Annotated in this window: 13 protein-coding genes and 2 pseudogenes; 10 read left to right on the top strand and 5 right to left on the bottom strand. The window is 68.6% G+C overall.

The window, feature by feature from the left end:
* The first annotated feature begins 367 nt into the window (after window positions 1-367).
* From ACSYGN_RS00075 to ACSYGN_RS00045, 7 genes and pseudogenes are all read left to right on the top strand, one after another.
* Window positions 368-1,009 carry an MAC/perforin domain-containing protein gene (locus tag ACSYGN_RS00075; protein ID WP_460390540.1) on the top strand — a complete coding sequence of 214 codons (642 nt, stop codon included), beginning with the start codon at window positions 368-370 and terminating at the stop codon, window positions 1,007-1,009.
* Window positions 1,010-1,991: 982 nt separating this feature from the next.
* Window positions 1,992-2,663: a hypothetical protein gene (locus tag ACSYGN_RS00070; RefSeq protein WP_460390538.1), complete on the top strand. Its 672-nt coding sequence runs from the start codon at window positions 1,992-1,994 to the stop codon at window positions 2,661-2,663.
* 150 nt (window positions 2,664-2,813) lie between these two features.
* Window positions 2,814-3,398, top strand: coding sequence for a hypothetical protein (locus ACSYGN_RS00065; RefSeq protein ID WP_460390536.1), 585 nt, complete (start codon window positions 2,814-2,816; stop codon window positions 3,396-3,398).
* 47 nt (window positions 3,399-3,445) lie between these two features.
* A complete protein-coding gene (locus ACSYGN_RS00060; protein WP_460390534.1) occupies window positions 3,446-4,978 on the top strand; it encodes an ISKra4 family transposase in 1,533 nt (510 codons plus the stop codon).
* Window positions 4,979-5,033: 55 nt separating this feature from the next.
* On the top strand, window positions 5,034-9,227 hold the full coding sequence (locus tag ACSYGN_RS00055; protein WP_460390532.1) for a CHAT domain-containing protein: 4,194 nt from the start codon (window positions 5,034-5,036) through the stop codon (window positions 9,225-9,227).
* Window positions 9,228-9,373: 146 nt separating this feature from the next.
* Window positions 9,374-9,758 (top strand): annotated as a pseudogene (locus ACSYGN_RS00050) (IS5 family transposase); the annotation flags it as partial.
* Between the two features lie 287 nt (window positions 9,759-10,045).
* On the top strand, window positions 10,046-11,014 hold the full coding sequence (locus ACSYGN_RS00045) for an IS630 family transposase (RefSeq protein WP_460390531.1): 969 nt from the start codon (window positions 10,046-10,048) through the stop codon (window positions 11,012-11,014).
* A gap of 89 nt (window positions 11,015-11,103) precedes the next feature.
* Here the strand turns inward: ACSYGN_RS00045 and ACSYGN_RS00040 are convergent, their stop codons facing one another.
* Window positions 11,104-11,841 (bottom strand): SDR family oxidoreductase, encoded by a 738-nt coding sequence (locus ACSYGN_RS00040; RefSeq protein ID WP_460403119.1) that lies wholly within the window; start codon window positions 11,839-11,841, stop codon window positions 11,104-11,106.
* Between the two features lie 94 nt (window positions 11,842-11,935).
* Between ACSYGN_RS00040 and ACSYGN_RS00035 the strand changes: the two genes are divergently transcribed.
* Both ACSYGN_RS00035 and ACSYGN_RS00030 read left to right on the top strand, forming a co-directional pair.
* Window positions 11,936-12,775, top strand: a complete 840-nt coding sequence (locus tag ACSYGN_RS00035; protein WP_356316604.1) for a LysR family transcriptional regulator — start codon at window positions 11,936-11,938, stop codon at window positions 12,773-12,775.
* A 174-nt stretch (window positions 12,776-12,949) separates the two neighbouring features.
* Window positions 12,950-13,261 (top strand): annotated as a pseudogene (locus tag ACSYGN_RS00030) (transposase family protein); the annotation flags it as partial.
* On the opposite strand, the gene ACSYGN_RS00025 reads toward ACSYGN_RS00030, so the two are convergent.
* Both ACSYGN_RS00025 and ACSYGN_RS00020 read right to left on the bottom strand, forming a co-directional pair.
* Window positions 13,184-14,083 (bottom strand): IS701 family transposase, encoded by a 900-nt coding sequence (locus ACSYGN_RS00025; protein ID WP_460403117.1) that lies wholly within the window; start codon window positions 14,081-14,083, stop codon window positions 13,184-13,186. The pseudogene ACSYGN_RS00030 and the gene ACSYGN_RS00025 sit on opposite strands and share 78 nt — an antisense overlap.
* 216 nt (window positions 14,084-14,299) lie before the next feature.
* The gene (locus ACSYGN_RS00020) at window positions 14,300-15,451 is read right to left on the bottom strand and encodes a Dyp-type peroxidase (RefSeq protein WP_460390530.1); all 1,152 of its coding nucleotides are present in this window, start codon (window positions 15,449-15,451) and stop codon (window positions 14,300-14,302) included.
* Between the two features lie 215 nt (window positions 15,452-15,666).
* Here ACSYGN_RS00020 and ACSYGN_RS00015 point away from each other — a divergent pair, with 215 nt between their 5' ends.
* Window positions 15,667-16,878 (top strand): right-handed parallel beta-helix repeat-containing protein, encoded by a 1,212-nt coding sequence (locus ACSYGN_RS00015; protein WP_460403115.1) that lies wholly within the window; start codon window positions 15,667-15,669, stop codon window positions 16,876-16,878.
* A 16-nt stretch (window positions 16,879-16,894) separates the two neighbouring features.
* Here ACSYGN_RS00015 and ACSYGN_RS00010 read toward each other — a convergent pair whose 3' ends face one another.
* Both ACSYGN_RS00010 and ACSYGN_RS00005 read right to left on the bottom strand, forming a co-directional pair.
* Window positions 16,895-17,575 carry a hypothetical protein gene (locus ACSYGN_RS00010; RefSeq protein ID WP_460403113.1) on the bottom strand — a complete coding sequence of 227 codons (681 nt, stop codon included), beginning with the start codon at window positions 17,573-17,575 and terminating at the stop codon, window positions 16,895-16,897.
* A gap of 302 nt (window positions 17,576-17,877) precedes the next feature.
* On the bottom strand, window positions 17,878-20,304 hold the full coding sequence (locus ACSYGN_RS00005; protein WP_460403111.1) for an SdrD B-like domain-containing protein: 2,427 nt from the start codon (window positions 20,302-20,304) through the stop codon (window positions 17,878-17,880).
* Between the last annotated feature and the right edge of the window lie 525 nt (window positions 20,305-20,829).

Genomic DNA, 20,829 nt, shown 5'->3' with positions numbered 1-20,829 from the left:
ACCCGACCGAAACCGCGACGTTGACGAAGACAGCGCACGATCGACCTCTCGGGCTGCCGCACCGTTTGCAGGCGGCTTCGCCGGCCACATCGTGGCAGCCGATCCCGGCAGGCGGCCACCGAGATCCGCAAGGCTGCCGCACCCTGGCGCTCGTTGAACCATGCATCTCCCGAGGTGGGAGCCCTACTTGCTGCCCTGCCGTGCCTCCCTGCGGGGCGCTGGGCGGACAGCGGAATCTTTCGGCGGCGGGTGTATCAGCGGCCCGGAGGGCTGCTCCTTCCCCTTGGCGGCAGGCAAGCCGCCGCGCGACCAGGGCCGGTGCGGGCAGATCCCGTGCCGCCCGCGCGTCTCGTCACCGGGGGAACACATGACCACTGACCCGATCGTCCAGGATCTGCCGTTCCTGTCCCAGGCGAACGCCCTGGGGCAGGGGTTCGACGTCTACGGCGTCTACGGCGCCGAGAGCCTGCTGCGGCCGATCTTCGACCTCGACGACACTCCCACCACCGTCTTCACGTTCCTGGGCAAGGACTACCAGATCCCGTCCGTCGTCCGCGGTGTGCAGGACACCTCGTCCACGTACAACAGCGGCACCTTCACCTCGCGTGAGGGCTTCCAGAACAAGGTCGCCGTGTTCGCCGGGGTCGAGGGCAAGTACGGCGAGTTCAGCGGGGAGCTGAAGGCGGCGTTCGCCACCGACTACGCACGCAGCAGCGAGTACTACTACACGTTCAAGAACTTCTACACCCGGCTGGGCCACCTGCAGCTCAACCCGGACACCACGTTCCTGACCGCGGACTTCAGCGAGGCGGTCGGCAAGCTGCCGGACACCGTGACGCCGCAGAACCTGCCGGTCTTCGCCGACTTCTTCGCCCGGTTCGGCGGGTACTACACCAGCCAGGTGTCGCTGGGCGCCTCACTGGAGTTCTACAACGGCGTCAGCGCAGTGCTCGACGCGCTCGACGCCGATCCCGAGCCGGTCGCCCACAGCTCCTCGGGCCACCGTTGACAAGGAGTTAGGTTCGCCAGGTCGGTGGTCGTGTCGGTTGGAGGTGCGGTGACGTCCGATCCGACCGCTGGAGGCACGGTGGCCGAGCCTGTCCTTGTGCGCAGACTGACCGACCAGGAGGAGCAGAAGCTGCACCAGATCGTGCGCCGGGGCAGCACGAACTCGGTGTGATACCGGCCCGCGATGATGCTGCTGGCCTCGGCCGGTGGTGTGTGCAGCCTTCCCGGCGCTGCGCCTCGTGGCGCAGGGATCTGTCGCCGATGGCGTCGGCCCACGTTGCGTGCCTTGCGTTCGTGGAGTTCGGCGAGGAGGGCGAGGTCAGGTTCGGTGCGCTGCTGACAGGAGCGGAAGGCGTCGCCCAGTTCGATGAGCTCCACCCGGAGGGTGTCGGGTTTGAGGTCGTGCGGCACGATCCGCTGCGCGATCTTCCTCCGCCGCTTCGCCCGCTGGATGCTGCGACTGGCGCCGCGGTGCTGGCACGGGGAACAGGCGCCGCAGGCGCCGCATCGAGGGCGGGGGAAGACACGGCATCGACAGTGGGGGAGCGGGGGCATGGTCGGAGAACACCGCCGCCGCACAAGCCCCGCACGATCTCTTGCGATCTTTCGTCCTCGTGATCGGTATGGAGATCAGGTGAGTTCGGGTATAGCCGGCGGCTGGGTCATGTCTTGCCGTGATGGCGCAGCACCTCGGTTGTGTCGTCCCACTCGGTCGGAAGGGAGGGCTTGAGGAACTGAGAGGGATCGTGAACCTTTTCAGGTATATCGACGCTATCCTCCGATACGCGTGATTCCGAGGGAGGGTGCAGTCTTATGGAGGGCGAAGAGGGGCCGGAGGTCGGTGCTGTGCGAGTCCGGGCCGATCTGCAGGTGGAGTACTACGACGGCTCGGCGTGGCGGCCCTACGGGGAAGAGCCCGACTCCGGCGAGGGATCAGGGACTGTGTTTCGGTTGGACAACGGGCAGGATGGTATTGAGGGGGCATGACTCTCCCCACGCCTGCGGAACCACAAGTCCGGGAGTCGGCGGGGCAGCTGGCTGGCGCCGATGTCGGCACGGCTGTTGCTGACATGCGCGCCGTGGCCCGCTGGACGCTCATGGCGGTTGCCGCTGTCGGTGGGCTGCTGCTCGCCGGATTTCCCCTGGCCGCTGTCGGCAAGATTCGCGGCAGGGGTGACCTGCTGCTTGCCATGGGCGGGCTGGGACTGGGGATTGCCGGGGTGTTCTGGGCGATCTGGTGGACCAGCGAGGTACTCACCCCCCGCTTCACCAGCCTCCGCTTGCTCGACAGCCGGGCCTTGGCCGACCTGCGTGCGGAGATCGCCGCAGCCCCCGAGGCGTTCTTCGGACCGTTCGGGAAGACGGCCGTCGAACTCGAGGCATCCTGCCGGACGCATGCGACTGTGGCCGTGAGGTTGACCGAACTGCTCGGCCGCACCAGCGATGAAGGGCAGCGAGAGGCCCTCACCTGCGCCCTTGCCGCAGCTCAGGCCAATGTCAGACGGTCCACCGCACGTCGTCGGCACCTTGTCGAACTGGTTCACGCATGGCAGGTGCGCACCGCCTTGCGGCGCGCACGGGTGCAGACGCTTCTGGGGTCGCTGGTCGTCGTCGTGGGAGCAGTACTGTTCCTGCTCGCAACCGGCAGAAGCTGAGCACCTCAGGACGTGTTCCGTCAATTGGCCTCATAGCATGTCCCACTTGGGTGCGGCTCTTCCTCAGTGAGCTGGTGATGCCGTGCGCCGTTGCCGTGCGTGCGCGGACGGCGGATCGTCGTGTCCTGAGACGTGGTCTTGGAGGCGGCGATGGTGTCGTGGCTAGAGGAGATCGAGCGGCGGGAGGCGGCTGCCCGGGCCGAGATCAGTGAACTTCGCTCGCAGATGGAGGAGTTGGCTGGTCGTCTTGCCGAGCGGGAGGCTGTGCTGTCCCGGCTGGAGATCACACGGGAGACGATGACCGAGATCCTGTCCGGCGAGGGGGCGGTGACGGTGTCCGTGGACGTGGCCGCGGAGGAAGTCCCGCTGCCTGTGGACCGGAGCCAGGCGGGATCTCCGGTCGGGGTGCGGCTGGTGCCGCAGTGGGAGCCGGGGATTGAGGCGGATGTGCTGCCGCGCTCGTACCGGGACGTCGTCGAGGTGTTGCAGGACGCGGTGCATCCGATGCGGGCGCATCATCTGTGCGCCGCGCTGGGGTTGTCGACGGACAAGAACAAGGTGGAGGGGTTCCGTTCGAAGCTGAAACGGCTGGTGGAACGGGGCTGGCTGGCCGAGGACGAGCCGGGCCTGTTCGCGTGGGGCGGTGCGCGGCGGGCGGACGCGGGTGCGCCGGAGCGGGAAGCCGCGGCCGGCGGGCGGCGTCGCGCCGGTGTGGGGCCGGGCTCTCGTCCCTAGCGTCGATGGTGCCAACCAGATCGCCACTGTCCGAAGACGAGAGCCCGATGAACGCAGCGTATGAAACGGCCGCGGCGGCTGACCCCTTTGCCCGCGTGTTTTCTTCCCTCACTTCCCTGGCCACCCGCCTCTCCAGCCCCGAAGCACTCACCGCGACGCATGAACAGGCTGAGGCCGATGTCGAAGCGGGCTCCCGGGAGCTGGGACGACTGTTCCTGCAGGCCCATCTCGAGTGGCGGGCCCGCCATGAGGAGGACCACCTGTCCGCCCTCGGTCCGCAGGAGCGGGCTGCGCTCGCCGGCGGCCGGAGGCGGCTGGAGAAGGGGCATCATCGGCAACTAGCCACCGTGCTGGGGCCGGTGACCGTGACCCGATGCGCTCTGCGCGGCGAGGGCATGACCAACCTCTACCCCGCCGACGCCATGCTGGGCCTGCCCCACGGGCGGCACAGTCTGGGACTACGCCGGCTCGCGGTCCTCGAAGCGGCCCGCGGTTCCTACGACACCGCGCTGGAAGCGATCGACCGCGGCTGCGGGGGCCGGGTGGTGGGCAAACGCCAGGTGGAGGATCTGGTGCGGGCCGCGGCCGTGGACGTGGCCGCGTTCTATACGGCCCGCACTCCCCACCCGGCCCCGGCCGGGACGCTGCTGGTGATCAGTGTCGACCAGAAGGGAATCGTGATGCGCCCGGGCCACCTGCGCGAGGCCACCGCGAAAGCCGCCGCCAAGGCCCGGCACACCTTCCGCACCCGGCTGTCGACCGGGGAGAAGTCCTGCCGCAAAAGGATGGCCACCCTCGCCGTCGTCCACGACGCCGAGCCCGCGATCCGCCGCCCGCACGACATCATCGCCCCGCCCGGCGGCCGCACCGGACACCGCACCGTCCGCAAAGGACCCATCGCGCGGGCGAAATGGCTCACCGCCTCCGTCCGCGAGGACGCCGAAACGGTCATCGCCGCCGCGTTCGACCAGGCCGAGGCCCGCGACCCCGAACACCACCGGACCTGGGTGGTGCTGGTCGACGGCGCCGCCCACCAGCTGGAGTTGATCCAGGCCGAGGCCGCCCGGCGCGGCGTCACGATCCACATCGTCCTCGACATCGTCCACGTGATCGAGAAGCTGTGGGCGGCCTCGCGGTGTTTCCACACCGCCACCGATCCCGCGGCCGAGGACTGGGTCGGCATCAAGGCCGCTCGGATCCTGGCCGGCGACGCCCCCGGCGCCGCCCGTGACATCCGCACCGAAGCCGACCGCCACCTCAGCGACGACCAGCGCGCCGCCGCTGACAAAGCGTGCCGATACCTCGAGAACAACGCCGACTTCGTCCACTACGACCAGGCCCTGGCAGCGGGCTGGCCGATCGCCAGCGGCGCCGTCGAAGGAGCAGCCCGCCATCTGGTCGCCGACAGACTCGACATCACCGGCAGCAGGTGGACCGTCCCCGGCGCCGAAGCCGTCCTCACCCTCCGCACCATCATCAGCAACGGCGACTTCCCCGACTACTGGATCTTCCACGCGCGGAAAGAGCACGAACGGCTCCATCCCTTACCCGACCAGCACATATACGCACTTCAAGCCTGACGCGGGAACTCACTCAGACAGAGCCGCACCCGTCCCACTTCTCGATTATTGTCCCATGGCCCAACCCGCCGTGCCTGACTGGCATCCCATCCACCACCTAGCCGTCGACCTCGCCAGCCGCATGGTCACCTTCCTGAACGGCGACTTCTCGGGCGTCATGGCCCCCGATGCCTTGCCGAAAGCGGAGAAACTGCGATCCTGCGCCATGTACAGCCAGGGCCGACGGTGCGTCATCGACGGTCCTTTCCTGCTGATCGTCGCGTCCCTGCACCACGCGCGCAGCATCGTCCTCGGCGAGCACGATCCCGACGGAGAGGACGAACTCGCCTTGGCCGTAGACCTGTTCGCACTGTTGGGAAAGGCCGACCCGGCCGTAGTGCCCGCACGGCTGCGCGAGCGGGTCGACGCCGTGCATGCGCTCGAAGTCGTGGAGCTCACCATGCTGGGCGACCGGGCGCTGGCGTTGTACGGACGGTGGAGCACCACGTTGGACTCCGAACAACTGGATGCGGCGGTCAGCGTCCTGCGGGATTACCGAGCCGTCGTACCGGAAGGACATCCCACCGTAGTGATGGCGCTGTCGAACCTGTGCGGTGCGCTACGGGACCGGTACGTACTGCGCGGGGCCGCCGAGGACTTGGAGGAGGCGATCGAGGCCGGCCGTACCGCCGTCGCCGAGGCGCAGGCTGAGGATCCGAACCGCTGGATGTATCACGCAAGCCTCAGCGGGGCGCTGATTGCCCTGCCCGACCGGTCACGCGCGGTCCTGGACGAGGCCGTCTGCTGTGGCAGGGAAGCGACTGCTCCCCTGCCGTGCCCTGCGGTGTTCCACTTCCACCTGGGCCAGGCCCTCCTCGCGCGAGCCACACTGGACCCCGAAAACCCGCAGGACTTGGCCACAGATCTGAATGACGCCGTCGATGCCTTCGGCCAGGCAGTCCGTAAAGAGCCGCGGGCGCCGATGCACCAAGCTCATCTTGGTCTCGCCCTGCTCGCACGATTCTCTCACCAGGACGATCCTGCCGACCTCGAAGCCGCACTGGATCACACCAGGCAAGCTGTGCTGCTCGGGCCCCAGTCCGACCAAGCATTCTTCTATTACTTGACCATTCACGCTCAGGTCCAAGCGACCCAGGCGCAACGCTCAGACGAGATTGCTGACCTGGAGGATCTGATCGGCACCCTTCGCCAGGCGCTGAACGTTGCCCCAGATCCCTTTCGGGCCGAACGGATTCAGGCCCTGGCGGTCGCACTCTACACACGCTTCGGCCTGACACACGTCCCGGGGGACATCGACGAAGCCATCCGGCTCTGCCACCAGGCCATCGGGCTGTGTGGGCCAGGCGAGGACGAGCAGATCCAGGAGATCCTCTGCTCCCTCCTGCGATCCCGCCTCGCGGACGAGGGTCCGGACGAGAGAGTCGCCGTTCTGGAGACGAATCTCTCCCAGATGCCCCATCACAGCCCGCGCCACGCCAAGTACGCGACTGAGCTGGGGTCACTTCTGCTGAAGCAGGCCATGCGGGCACCACACGCCGGGGACGGCCACAGCAACGCTTCGTACCTGGAACGCGCCATCACCGTCTTACGCCAGGGAAGAGGCTTGACTGCCCTCTTCAACCTCGGCAGCGCCCTTGCCCTGTCGTACGAACGGAGTGGCGACCCCACCCTTCTCGACGAGTCACTTCGTTCCTTCGAGGCGGCCCTTGAGATGACCGGGGCGGGGCACACCGAGTACGCCAGGACGCTCTCCTCGCTCGCGTTGGTGCTGCTCAAGCGGGCCGACCGCCACGGCGACCTGGCGGATCTGCACCGCGCGGTAGAGCTCAGCAGGCAGGCGGCGGTCGCAGCGCCGGAGGGGCATACGGACCGGGCGGGGGTGTTGACAAATCTGGCAAAAGCGCTGGCTGTCCGGTACGACCGGCTGATGACGCAGGAGGACCTTTCGGAGGCTGTCCAAAGAGGCCGGGAAGCCGTCGCGGCCGAGACGCCGAAGTGGTCCTCGCACGAACGCTCTGTGGCGTGGAACAACCTGGGCATGTATCTACGCCGCACGTACGAGCGCTCCCATGCGCTCGCCGACCTCATCGAGGCGATCGACGCCCTGCGCCGGGCCGTCGACGCGGCGGACGGTGGCGCAGACGTCGGGGATGCGGCGGCCAATCTGTGTCTCGCACTCTCCGACCTGTGCGGCCGAACAGGCGTCCCCGCCGACCTGGACGAGGCGGTCGACGCAGGCCGGCTCGCCACGCAGGTATATCCGGCCAGGCACGTGAAGCGGGCCGCGGCACTGACGAACCTGGCGTCAGCGCTGATGCTCCGTGGCCGCTTGCTGGGGCGGCGGGGCGACGCGGACGAGGCGGTCCGATACGGTCGCGAGGCCGTCAGCGCCGTTGCGTACGGCCATCCGGACCGGTGCCGGCACCTGGCCAGCCTCGCCAGAGCGTTCCTGTCCAGGTGCGAGGTGACGGGCAACACCACCGATCTGCTGGAGGCGGCCGATGCGGTGCGGCGGGCGCTGGAACTGCTGCCGGACGGTGATTGGCGCCAGGTGGGCTCACTGGGCCTCCTGGGTGAGGTGCACATCTCCGAGGCCCTGCACGCGCTCGGGCACGAGCCCGCCTCAGGACGGCCCCTCCTGACCGAGTCTGTGAAAGCCTCCGTCATGGCGCGGCTCGGCGCCGGTTCGGACGAGCCCGGCCGACCGGCGCTCCGCGCGGCGGTTGCCGCCTACCGGGAGGCCGCGGCCGTGCCCGGTGTCCCGGTGAACGTCCGCTTCTCCGCCGCCGCCAACTGGGCGATGTGCGCCACGATGCTCGCGGACTGGCCGGAGGCGCTGACCGCCTACCGGGCGGCCTTCACTCATCTCCCCGCGTTGGCCTGGCACGGCCTGGAGCTGGAGGATCGCATCAGCGCTCTGTCCATCTGGGACAGCATTGCGTCTGATGCCGCGGCAGCGGCCCTACAACTCGGCCGCCCCGACACCGCGCTGCAAATGCTGGAGCAGGGCCGGGGCGTGCTGCTGGCACAGGCGATCGACTCACGCTTCGACCTGACGGCGCTGGCGGAGCACGACGCCGGACTCGTCGGCCGGATCGAGGAGATCCGCGCTGCCCTGCACGCCCCGGACTCCCCACTTATCAATGCCGACGCCCGGCGTCGCCGGGAACTCACTGCCGAGCTGGACACGCTGACGGAACAGGCTTACAGGCTCCTCGGCCTGGAAAGCCTACTCAAGCTCCCATCCCCCGAGGAGCTCAAGCAGGCTGCTGCCGACGGCGCCGTGATCGTCGTCAATACGAGTTTCCTGCGCAGCGACGCCCTGATCGTCACCCGGGATGCCATTCGCACCATCCCGCTGCCCGACCTGGAACTGGCATGGGTCAAGGAACAGGCGGAATGCCTGCTCGCCGCCCTCGCCTCCCCCGACACGGCGCGCCAGGCCCTCGAAGAAACCCTGAGCCGACTCGAACACACTGTAGTGGGGCCGGTACTCAAGAACGTCCCGCCCCTTGTCTCCCGCCTGTGGTGGTGCCCCACCGGCCCTCTGACTCTCCTCCCGCTACACGCCGCAGATCCCCTCCCCGACCGCTACGTCTGCTCGTACACCACCACGCTCCGCTCCCTCGCTCAGGCACGCACGCAGCAGTCGTACGACGGCCCCGGCGCCGTCCTCATCGTCGAACAAGCCGAAGTCCCAGCTCTGCCCCGGCTGCCTGCCGCCCGCAAGGAGGCCCTGGAACTGGTCACCCGCCTCACAGACCGGACCCTGCTCACCGGCTCGATGGTCACCCCACCGGCTCTGAGGAAAGCGCTGCCCCGCCATGCCTGTCTGCACTTCGCAGGCCACGCCCGCCACGACCCGGCCCACCCTGCCCACGGCGGACTGCACTGCCACGGCGGACTGCTGACCGTGGAAGACATCAGCCGCCTCCGCCTGGACCACGCCGCCCTAGCTTTTCTCTCCGCCTGCGAAACGGCACGCGGCACGGAACGCCTCCCGGACGAGCCGGTCCACCTGGCCGGGGCGCTCCAACTAGCCGGATTCACAAACGTCGTTGCGACCCAGTGGATTGCTCACGACGACACCGCCCGGAAACTCGCCCAGCGCTTCTACACAGAACTGTGCCGCGATGGCCGCCCCGAGCCCGCCCGTACCGCATTCGCTCTCCACACGGCCGTGCGCGAGATCAAGCAACAGGACGACGACCCCCTGCTTTGGGCGGCCTACGTGCACACCGGACCGTGAGCCTTCTTCACCCTTTTCCCTGGCAACGGCTCGGTTGCGGGTGCCGGGAGCGGACGGAGTCGCAAGAACCTTCGAACCGGAGTGGTCACGATGGCTGCCGCCTAGGGCGTGTCTTCAAATGATCTTTGGTGGTGGATCATGGTCTGGTGATACGCCGTCATGAACTGTCCGATGCGGAGTGGGAGTTCGTCCGGCCGCTGCTGCCCGTTTCGCTGCGGGGACGCAAGCGGCTGGACGACCGGCAGGTCCTCAACGGGATCGTGTGGAAGTTCCGCACCGGAACGGCCTGGCGGGACGTGCCCGAGCGGTACGGTCCGTGGGCCACGTTCCCACCCGGTTCCGCCGGTGGGCCCTGGACGGCACCTTCGAACGGATGCTCCGGGCCGCCCAGGCGCGGGCCGACGCCGCCGGGGACATCGACTGGACGGTGTCGGTCGACTCGGCCGTCGTCCGGGCCCACCAGCATGCGGCCGGAGCCCGAAAAGGGGGCTCCGGAGCCCGGGCCTCGGACGGTCCCGGGGCGGCCTGACCAAAGTGGCCGAGGAAGGCATCCCACTCCTCCGCGGCGGGGGTGCGGTATTCCTCACTGGGGCGCAGGGAGCGGCGGCGGGCGATGAACGCGCGGTGGGCCTCGATGGCCTCGGCCGGGTAGATCGCTAATGGTGGAGTCGGGTATTTGGAACTCCCGGAATACCTCCCGAATGCGGGGGTGCTTGAGGCAGCTCTGGCCCCTCCGGCGCACGAGCTGTGGTAGGCAGGCTGATGATCAGCCGACTCCCTCTCGATCAGCAACTCGAGTCCCGGTTGGATCTCCCCGGGTGGGCCAGACGGTCAAGGACATCACTTCGCTGATGCAGGTCGGCGAGGACTACGTCCGCGACGTGATCCACGCCTTTAACGAGCGCGGGTTCGATGCTCTGGACCCAAAATGGAGCGGGGGACGCCGACCGGCGATCAGTGAGCGGGTGCGTGAGCACATCCGCCTGATCGCCCGGACGTCCCCCGCCGACTGGGGCATCACCGGCTTCGCCACCTGGAGCCTGACCAAGCTCGCCGACCACCTCGTCGGCCGGCACATCGTGCCGCGGATCAGCCGGGAGACCCTGCGGCGCATCCTGCGCGAGGGCAAGGTCTCCTGGCAGACCACGACCACCTGGAAGGCCTCCACCGACCCGGACTTCATCACCAAGATGCACCGGATCCTGGCGTTATACGACACCCCGCCGGCCGACGGGCAGGTGATCTGCGTCGACGAGTTCGGCCCACTCAACCTGATGCCACGCAAGGGCAAGGCCTGGCGTCCGGCCGGCAGACCCCGTCGGCTGCGGGCCACCTACAACCGCTACGGCGGCGTGATGCACATGCCGACCGCCCTCGACCTGGCCACCGGCAAGATCTCCTACAGGATCCGCACACGCAAACGGTGGCGCGAGTTTCTCGGCCTACTCACGACCCTGCGGCAACGCTGGCCCGGGGAGAAGCTGTACGTCGTGCTGGACAACTTCTCCCCGCACAGGCACGCCGAAGTCCGCACCTGGGCCGCCGACCACGACGTCGAACTGGTCTTCCTGCCGACCTACGGCTCCTGGCTGAACTGGATCGAGTCCGAGTTCGCCGCCCTGCGCTACTTCGCCCTCAACGGCACCGACCACCGCACCCACGCCGAACGGAACGCCGCCATCGCCGCCTACATCCGCTGTCGCAACGCCCACGCCGAACCAAAGACTCGCTTCGCGCCCGAGTCACCGATCCGCCAGTGGACCGATTACCCGGCCAAGGCTGCGTGACAATGCCCAGCGACAGCGATCTTTGCCTGATGCACGTGGGCGGACGGGCGGCCACGGCCTGACCGACGAGGAACGCATCCAAGGTCAGGTCACCAGGGTACGACGCCGCTGTCGTCGAGCAGCTGGCCGGTCGGGCCGTCGTCCGGCAAGGTCGCCAGCCGGATGGCGATCGCCGCGCCCTGCTCGGGGGTCTGTGTGCCGCTGAATCCGTTGAGGTCGGTGGCCACGTAACCGGGGCAGGCGTTGTTGATCAGGACGTTGGTGCCGCTCAGCTCCTTGGCGTACTGGATGGTGACGGCGTTGAGGTAGGTCTTCGTCGGCGTGTACGCCCCGCTGATCCCCCCGAGGTCCACGCCGGGCGTGGTCTGCAGTGTCAGGGAGCCGACGTGGCTGGACTGGTTGACGATCCGCGGGTGCGCCGAACGGAGCAGCAGGGGCAGCATCGCGTTGGTGACCCTGATGACGCCGAGGACGTTGGTCTCCAGCAGTCGCCGCACGGTCTCCAGGTCGATGGTCGTCGGTTCCTCCGGCCAGCCGCCGGCAACGCCGGCGTTGTTGACCAGTACGTCCAGCCGTCCTGCCCGCTCCTCGATCAGTTGGACTGCGGCGGCCACGCTCCCGGCGTCCGTCACGTCCAAGGGCACGCCGAACGCGTCAGCACCGGCCGCACGCAACGTCGCCACAGCGTCCTTCCGGCGCTGCTCGTCCCGGGCGCCGACACCGACACTCCAGCCCCGCGCACCCAGCCCGGCCGCGATCTCATACCCGATTCCCTTGTTCGCGCCAGTGACCAGCGCGATCGTCTTCTCGCTCATGAAAACGAGCATGCCTGCGCTGCAGCCGGGCACCAACACCACCTCGGTAGTGCAGCGATACCCGAGCGGTATCGATCTCAGCCGTCTGCCGTCTTAGCCTGGGCTCATGGAAATACGCGAGCTGCGGTACTTCGTCGCCGTCGCCGAGGAGTTGCACTTCGGCAAGGCTGCCCAGCGCCTTGGGATAGCCCAGCCGCCACTGTCCCGCGCGATCACCCAGCTCGAGCGGCGGCTCGGAACCGCACTGCTGGAACGCAATAGCCGCAAGGTCACGCTCACCGAGGCCGGAACCGTGCTGCTGGCCGAAGGACGCGAGATCCTCAGCGCAGTGACCGCGGCTGAGCGGCGTACCCAACGGGCCGCCACGGCACACCCCAGCCTCGTCCTCGCCGTCAAATCCGGCACCGGTGGCGAGCTGCTGACGAAACTGCTCGACGCCTACGCCACGGAACCCGGCGCAGCCACCGTCGATCTGCTGCTCTGCGAGGCACACCAGCACCGGCAGCTGCTGCAGGAGGGGCAAGCCGACGTGGCTCTGCTGCACCTGCCCTTCGACTCAGCAGCCGGGCTCGACACCGAAACCCTGTACACCGAAGGACAGGTCGCGATCCTGCCGACCTCACACCCGCTCGCCATCCGCTCCCAGATCCGGATGGCCGACATCACCACACTGCCGGAGCTCCCGATGGCCCGCTGGCCCGGTCCCGGCGGCAGCTACCCGGAAGGACCGGGCGCGGAGATACGGAACCTGACACAGCTCTTCCAGCTGATCGCGCTCGGCCGTACCACCGTGGTCATTCCCGAGTCAGCCAGCACCGACCTGCGCCGGGACCTCGCCGCGGTGCCGGTCCTGGACGCTCCGCCTGTGACAACGGTGATCGCCTGGCCGCCGCACAGCCGCCTTCGTGCAGTTGCTGACCTGGTCCGCGTTGCAACACACCTTTGAACTCGGATGAGCAGGGCGGCCACCCAGGGCGGCGTCGTTCAGCGGATCTGTCCGACTTGATGCTGGTTCAGGTGACGGACACGGCTGCGGAGTTCGCGGGGGCCGGAGGCGAGGCAGGCACGGCCTCGGGGTGATCATGAGGTGTCGAGTCCCTGATCACCACAACGGAAGACCGTGCCTGCCCGCTCATCATCGCCCATCCCCGCCGGCCTGAGCCAACTCGCCGTTGTCCGGCCCGCCGAGCCCGAGGACCACCCGGGTCTGCTGGTCTGCCTCGCAGCGGTGCCGGATCCCCGACGGGCGGAGGGGCGGCGCCATCCCCTCGCCTTCATCCTCGCGCTCGCCGCATGCGCGGTTCTGGCCGGTGCGAAATCCCTCGCCGCGATCACGGAGTGGGCCGCCGACGCATCACCCGCCGTACTCACCGCTCTCGGCGGCCCGGATCGCGAACCGTCCGGTCCCACCCCTCCGGCCGAGGCCACCGTGCGCCGGGTCCTGCAGCGCGTGGACGGCGACGCCCTCGACACGGCAATCGGCACCTGGCTCGCTGCGCGCGACCCCGGCCGCCCGCGACCCGGTCAGGACCGAGCCCGGCAACCACGCCACTCGCTGGCCGTGGACGGCAAGACCGTGCGCGGCGCCCGCCGCACCGACGGCACCCAGGTCCACCTGCTCGCCGCGATGACCGGCACCGGACTTGGGGCGTGGGGAGTGCGGTGATCCGCAGGACGGCCAGGAGTTCGCGGCCGCTGGCCGGGGCGAGTTGAAGGCCGTGTTCGGTTCCGTCGACGGTGCGGGTGGCAGCGTGGGTGACGGCGAGGACGGCGGCGGCGAACAGGCGCGGTGCAGCATGGCGGCGGCCAGCTGAGGCTTGGTGGCGAAGGTGACCTCGTCGGGCACGTGCCGCAGCAGCCTGCGCTCCTCGTCTTCGGCCCAGGCAGCGGGCAGATAGAGCTCGCGGTCGATCAGGGCGTGACCGCGCGGCGAGGCATAGGCGAGATGGACGGCGACCTGGCACAGACCCACCCCGCCAAGAGCGCCGGAGTACTGGTGGGAGGCCCCCACGCAGTCGGTGGAGGACTTCTCGTCACCCGTCTCGTCGACGATCAACACGGCTTCGTTGTCGGCGAGTTCGGCCGCGACCCAGGCGGCGAGACGGTCGCGGGCCAGGTCATGGTTCCAGGCGCCGCGGGAGAGGAAGTGCTGGAGGCGGTGCGGCCCGTCGTGCCCGAGCGCCTCGGCGAGGGTCCAGCAGTTGCGCCGCTCCAGCTCCATCAGCATGCCCTGCGTCATCGCCCGGCCCAGCATCCGCGAGTCCCCGCGCGGGAAGCAGACGGCCACCGCCGCCATCAGCGACCCGAACGCCGCCGTCCAGACCCGCTCGGCTATCGTGGCCTCCACGGCCACCTGGTTCTTGATCGTCTTCACACACGTCAATGATCACGGTGGCCGTTCCCGTGTCCGCGGCCGCCCCCACCCTGACCTGCACGGACGCCTCAACGATCAAGACTTACAGCTGCCGTGTCAGTGGAACATCCGGGCGCCGAGTGGGTGTTGTTGGTCGAAGCCGGGAAGGATCAGGAAGGCCGCACTGGCGGTGGTGGTGGTGAATCGCAGCAGCGCGTCGGAGTCATCCATATGGGTGAGGGTGTTGTTGAAGGTGCGTATGTCGTTCTGGAAGCTGATGAAGAGCAGGCCGGGGGCGGGTTCGTCGGTGTTGTAGGAGCGGCGGAGCATGAGGCCGACGCCGACCACGTTGGGGTTGGCCCGGCGGATGTGGGCGTTTGCCGGGATGAGGTAGCGTCCGTCCGGTGTCTTGGCGCCGAGGTTCGGGTCTGAGGCTATGGTGCCGCCCGAGAGGGGCACGCCGGTGGCTCTGCGTCGGCCGAAGACCGCTTCCTGGTGGGCGACGGAGAGCGCGGCGAATCGCGGCAGGTCGAGCTCCATGCGCCGTAGTACGGCAAGGGTGCCGCCGGCGACGGGAGCAGAACCGGTCAGCCACAGGTGGCGTTGCTGTTCGGCCGTCGTGTGCGGGCCCACGATGCCGTCGATGAAACCGAGCGGGTTGCGTGGCGCCGAAAGGCCCTGACTGACGGGGGTGTTCGGACCGCGGCGCCCGGACTGTCGCCAGCGTACGTGTATCCGGTCACCGGCCTGCGCCAGAAGCGCGGCAGCGACAACCGGTAACAGCAGGGGGTCGCTGGCGCAGATCTGTATCAACAGGTCGCCGCCGCGCGCCTTCGGGGCGATCTGCTCGCGGGAGAAGCGGGGAAGGTCCGTCGCGCCGGGCAGGGAGGGATCGGCCATGCGCACCAGGCGGGGGCCCACCCCGATCGTCACGGTGAGATCGCCTGGGGGCAGCCCCAGCAGCCGGGGATCGGTTCCCGCGGTGAGCGTGCGGATGGCGTTGCCGAGGTCGGCCAGCAGCGGGCCGGCAGCCACGGCGTCGGCGAGGTCGGCCACCACCGCCAGCAGGTTCGGCTGGGCCGGATGCGGGAGTGTGATGCCTGCCTGATGTCGGCCGGTTGGCGCCACCGGGTGCGTCGGCGTGGGGGAAGGAGGCTGGTTTGGCTGAGCTGCATGCGATTCGCACCCGGCGGTGAGCCCGGTGGCCGCCACGGCTCCGGTGGCACCGATGAACGCGCGGCGTGACGGACGGGAATCGGTTCGGCTCACGGCCTGAAGAATGCCATATCCGTTTCGTCGGCGACGAGTAGACCGGACTCCGTGTCAGGGGGACTTCATGCCAGGATGAGGCCATGCTCCGTCCCCATCTTCGCGTGATGCTCGCGTTATTGATCACACTGACATGTGTACTGGCGGGCTGCGGGTTCGGCGATGGCGGATCGAGCCACGGCCGGCGACCGTCCGGTCAGCATGTGACGATCAAAGTGCCAGCTGACGCCCCGACGATCTCGGATGCGGTGTCTCTCGCTCGTTCCGGTGATCTGGTGTTGGTTTCGCCGGGCGTGTACCACGAGTCGGTGAAGATCTCCACGCCTCGCGTCACTCTTCGTGGTGAGACCCGTGACAAGGTCGTCATCGATGGGCGGTTACAGCAGCCGAACGGCATCGTTGTTACCGCGCCCGGGGTGGCCGTGGAGAACCTGACCGTGGAGAACAACACGCAGAACGGGGTTTTGGTCACCGGTTCGGCGAAGGCGGCCGCCGGGCTGTCGGGGCAAAGCGGCGGCTACGACACCGGCGATGAGCCGGTGACCTTCCTGAAGTCGTTCCTGGTCTCGTACGTGACCGCGACCCGCAACGGTCTGTACGGCATCTACGCGTTCTCTGCGCAGAACGGTGTCATCGAGCACTCGTACGCCTCGGGCGGGGCGGACTCGGGGATCTATGTGGGACAGTGCAAGCCCTGTCACGTCGTGGTGCGGGACAACGTCGCCGAACTCAACGCGGTCGGTTACGAAGGCACCAACGCCAGTGGGGACATGTACGTGGTCGGCAACCGCCTGGTCGGCAACCGGGTCGGCCTCACCACCGACTCCGACCACCAGGAGAAGCTGCTTCCGCAGCAGGGTGCCGTCGTAGCGGGCAACCTGATCGCTGCCAACCAGCAGAAGCCGACCCCCGAACAGGCCGACGGTGGGTGGGGCATCGGCATGGGCATTGACGGTGGCAGCAACAACCAATTCATCCGCAACCGAATCGCCGGCAACAGCAACGCCGGGCTGGTGATCACCGCGACGGCCGACATCCCGACGAACGGCAACCGCATCCTGGACAACACCTTCGCCGCCAATGGAGTTGACGTCGGCTGGACGTTTCCCACAGCCACGCGGGGGCGGGGCAACTGCCTGCGCGGCAATGACCTTCGAACGACCGTGCCCGCCCGGCTCGCGACGACCGCGTCCTGCTCGCTTCCGGCCCGGTCGCCCTCGCCGAACGGCAAGTGGGCGGCACCGACGGCACCCGGCGGCATCCCGTTCACCGAGGTGGCGAGGCCCGGCCCGCAGCCGCAGTTCCCGGATGCCACCACCACGGGCGCGACCGCTGTCCCTGCCGTCCCGGCCATGCCAGACGCGGCGAGGATCCCATTGCCGTCGGCGTCCCTGCTCGCCGCGGGCGCGCGGGTGCAGACGTCGTGAGCGTCCTGAGCGGCTGCTACCGGGTGGGGGTGACTCCGGGGGGCGGCTCGACCGGAACGTACTTCTGGGTGTCGAAATCGATGACCACCGGCTGCGGCTCGGATGCCACCTTGACGCGGACCCTGTACATGGTGCCGTCCGGGCTGATCCAGTAGCGCACGTTGCCCGCCGTGCCAGAGCGGTCACGGGAGGACGGCCCGGTCATGACGTCCGCCCGATGCCCGTCCACCTCGTCTCGTCCCCACCAAGCGGCGCCGTTCTGCGGCAGCAGTTCGGCGTTGTCCGGCCGATCGCTGCCGAGACTGAGCGCGATGGCCAGCGAACTGTCCAGGGAACTGCCGGACCGCTGCAGCGGACGGCTGTACCAGCCCGAGCGGGGCGGCGATGCGGGTGCGTACGCCGGGGCGTTCGCCATCGGGTGGACGAACAACGAGGCGGCCGTCCACTTGATCAGCCCGTCGCTGGCTGTGTCGCGCCGGGTGCCGTGCACCACGCCGTAACCGAGCTTGCCTCGGTAGTCGACGGACCCGGTGACGGTCAGCGCACCGGCGGTGCCCGGCACAGTGATCGTCACCGCGCGGCCCTTCGCCTCGTAGTTACGGAACCGCGTGATGGCCAGCCGGTTCGCCTCATCCGAAGTCAGTGCACGCGGACCGCTCGGGCCAGAGCCGCCGCCGACGACCAGGCACGCGGCCACCGCAACAGCCGCTGCGCCGATGACGGCTGCCGCCCAGCGGGGCCGCAGCCATCGGCGCCGACCGGCCGCACGGCCTGGCAGAGCTTGCTGGATTCCCACGCTCCGCACGCGGCTCGACGCTGACACTCTTCTGATTCACCCTCTCGAACACCACACTGCTCGGCTGCCGTGCGGACGCGGCGGCACTCGGCAGTCCGGTGACAGACGACGCGAAGGCCGGCCCTCATGGACCGGCCGAGACGTGATCTGCCTGACCGCGCCATCCGGATCGCGAGCAGGCAGATCACTGTTGTTCGGTTCGTTCAGTGTTTCTGGGCGCGACGCTTCCGGCTCACGAACGCGATGGCCAGGCCCGCACCGACCAGCAGACCGACGAGGGCGATCACCCCTGGCAGCCCGGACATACCGGTGTGCGCCAACGAACCTGAGTCTCCACCGGCCGGGGCCGGGTTGTTGGCAGGCGGCGCGGGCGACGGCGGCACGGACGACGTCCGCGGCGAGGTCGGCGTCGCGGTTGAGGTCGGCGTCGGCGTCGGGGTTGCCTTCGGGATGTACACCCCGGCGTCGATCGTGTGATCGACCCCTCCCGGCTTGTCCGGCGCCGTGACCGGCGCGTAGCCGTTGCACAACTGCCCGGTGGTCGGCGGCGTCACATTCGAGTCATGCGTCCGGTTGCTACCGGCCCGCGGACGCGTGAACCGCAGCTCGCTCGCCGGAGGCTGGCTGGGCACCTTACTCGTGTCCGCGGTGCACACGTCGAACTGCACCGTGTATTTCGCACCCGGCGTGAGCCGGTCAGCGGCGCCAACACCACCGAAGTAGTACTCACCGGCAGCATCGGTCTTGGTCGTGGCGACCTGCTTACCGCCCGAATCCAGCAGGTTGATCGTCGCACCCGGCAGTAGCACTTCCGCCGGGTCCTGGATCCCGTTGTGGTCGCCGTCGAACCACACCAGGTTACCGATCTGAATCGGCGCGTTCGCCGCCGCGTACGCGACGTCGCCGAGCCCGCCGGCCTTGCCGAACCCGTTCTGTTCCTGGCCGACGAACTGGTACGCGTTGGCGTTCGGAGCGTTGCCCGGGCCCTGACCGGTCGTGATGTCGTAGTAACCGGTCCCGCTGGTCTCGATGTTGACGGTCGGGTCGAACTCCGTGCTGACGACCCACTGCTGCTGCGGGATATAGGCCACCGACCCCAGCGCGGTCTCCTGGTGCCCGCCGCCGAAGAAATCGCCGGGGAAGTACTCGACGACACCGTTGTCCTCGCCGTGGTCGTTGGCGGGGGTGGCGTGGTTGGGGCAGTTTCCGGTGCCTTCCCACGCGTAACCACCGGCTGGGTCGGCGCAGGCCATGTTGATGTCACCACCGGACATGCCGAGTTCCGGCGTGTTGTTCCCCGGGCGAGGGTCCAGCCCCTTCGCACTGAGAACGTCCATGAACCGGTCGCGGAAACCCAGGATCATCGAACCGTCACGGGCGAAGGCCATGGAGGCGAGCTCCGGCTGCGGATCGATGAAAGCACCGCCCGCCTTCCGCTGGTCCCACGTGGCCAGGGAGGTGTTCCACGGGTTCCAATGGGTGGCCTGGGCGATGTCGCCGGCGCCGGTGAAGACGGTGCCGCGCTTGTCGGTGAGGGCGTGGGTCAGCACCGTGGTGAACCGCTTGCCGTCGTAGGCGTAGACGACGGCTTCCAAGTCCGCGCGCTGCTGCGTGCTCTCTGCGTTGCACATGCCGCCGACGTAGAGCTTGTTGTCGTGCGTGGCCAGCCCGAACGGACGCCAGTCGGTCGGCGCCGCGCAGCCCGGGTCCGGGATCGGCACCGTTGCCTCGGGCACCGACGCGGTGGCTCCTGTCGCATCAAAGCTCACCAGGCTGCGGGTCAGCAGGTTCACCGCGTACAGCGTGGAGCCGTCCTCCGACAGGGTCAGGCCACCGATGCTTTCCTTGCCCGGCGCGTTGGTGAACCCGGGGTCCTTGTTCATCTGCGCCGCGTCGTGCGGCGTCACCGCGGCGCCCGGCACCTTCGCGAACAGTTTCGCCGCACCCCCGCCGCTGACTGGCACGGTGTAGATCGCATCGGCGCCCTCCGGCCCGTACGGGGCGTACCGCCGGGCGAACGCGCTCTGGAACAACCGGCTCCGGTACTTGTCGTACGCCAACCCGAACGTCGTGCCCACCTGGTCCTGAGTGTCCAGCGTGGCCGGGCACGACACACCTGTAGGACACGTGCCCCGGGTTTTCGTCCCGAACGCCACCAACGCCCGAGTGTCGGTTCCGGTGGCGCCATTCTGGACGGGCACGAAATAGCGCGAGTCCGGCAGCGTGTAGTCGGCCGGATCCCACACTCCCGTCACCACCGAGGCGTCCTTGCCGCCCGACACGTCCACGAACGTGGTGAAGCTGTCGAAGTGGTTCGCCACGGTCGAAGCCGGCGCCGCTTGCAGGTAATCGCTGTACGGCGCCGGGATGCTGACGTCGACCCGGTACCGGCCGCCGCTCAGCACGCTCGACCGCGACACCACGATCTTTCCCGTGGCATCCGTGACGCCGGTGACATGGCTCCCCGCCGGGTCGGAGATCTCCACCTTCATGCCGCGCTGCGGCACATCCATGGTCGCGTTGATCACGCCGGTGCCGAGGAAGTCGCGCAGCACCTCAACCGTCAGCGTGCCGTCGTCGATCGAAGCGGCAGCCGGTCCAGCCGTCGCTCCCGTGGCGCCGCCTGCCATTAGAAGAACAGACAACCCGATGCGCGCCAGCGGCCCCCCGGCCGTCCGGCGCGAGTCTCTGCCGACTCGGTTCACGGCATCACACCCCACACTTCTCTTGTCCTGGAAATAGCGCCCGCTTTTCGCTGCACGTCCACTTCGGGGGTCCTGGGCGAGGACGCCAGCCCCAAACACCACGGAAAAAAACGAAAAGGGCCCGCCGCTGGTTGCGGGCCACTCAGCGATGATCGCATGAAGATATTGTGGTCGATTTGTAAACGTCGTAGGTCAGGAAAAACAAACGTGCGTTCACGGGAGGACGACCCTGGGCTGCGTGTTTCTGCAGCTCAACCACGATGCGTCCCCCACCGCCGACCGTACCGACCGCCATCGCGAGCAGCGCGCGCCGTACTCTATCGGCTGGAGTCTCGCCTTCAGCAGTCGAACCCCCGGCATCCATTCACGGCAGTTCCCGAGCGTCCAGAGAATGATGACCGGAAAAGGCACGGGAGCGACGTAATGGCCGAAACCCTTGACCTCTCAGCC

The organism is Streptomyces sp. YIM S03343 (assembly GCF_054729195.1).
The sequence above is the reverse complement of the archived record's forward strand: the minus strand, read 5'-3'. Positions and strand labels throughout refer to the sequence as shown.

Bases quoted from the DNA above. Each gene is read 5' to 3' on its own strand.
- ACSYGN_RS00075 (WP_460390540.1), top strand. From the start codon at position 368: ATGACCACTGACCCGATCGTCCAGGATCTGCCGTTCCTGTCCCAGGCG.
- ACSYGN_RS00070 (WP_460390538.1), top strand. From the start codon at position 1,992: ATGACTCTCCCCACGCCTGCGGAACCACAAGTCCGGGAGTCGGCGGGG.
- ACSYGN_RS00065 (WP_460390536.1), top strand. From the start codon at position 2,814: ATGGTGTCGTGGCTAGAGGAGATCGAGCGGCGGGAGGCGGCTGCCCGG.
- ACSYGN_RS00060 (WP_460390534.1), top strand. From the start codon at position 3,446: ATGAACGCAGCGTATGAAACGGCCGCGGCGGCTGACCCCTTTGCCCGC.
- ACSYGN_RS00055 (WP_460390532.1), top strand. From the start codon at position 5,034: ATGGCCCAACCCGCCGTGCCTGACTGGCATCCCATCCACCACCTAGCC.
- ACSYGN_RS00040 (WP_460403119.1), bottom strand. From the start codon at position 11,841: ATGCTCGTTTTCATGAGCGAGAAGACGATCGCGCTGGTCACTGGCGCG.
- ACSYGN_RS00035 (WP_356316604.1), top strand. From the start codon at position 11,936: ATGGAAATACGCGAGCTGCGGTACTTCGTCGCCGTCGCCGAGGAGTTG.
- ACSYGN_RS00025 (WP_460403117.1), bottom strand. From the start codon at position 14,083: ATGCTGGGCCGGGCGATGACGCAGGGCATGCTGATGGAGCTGGAGCGG.
- ACSYGN_RS00005 (WP_460403111.1), bottom strand. From the start codon at position 20,304: ATGGCAGGCGGCGCCACGGGAGCGACGGCTGGACCGGCTGCCGCTTCG.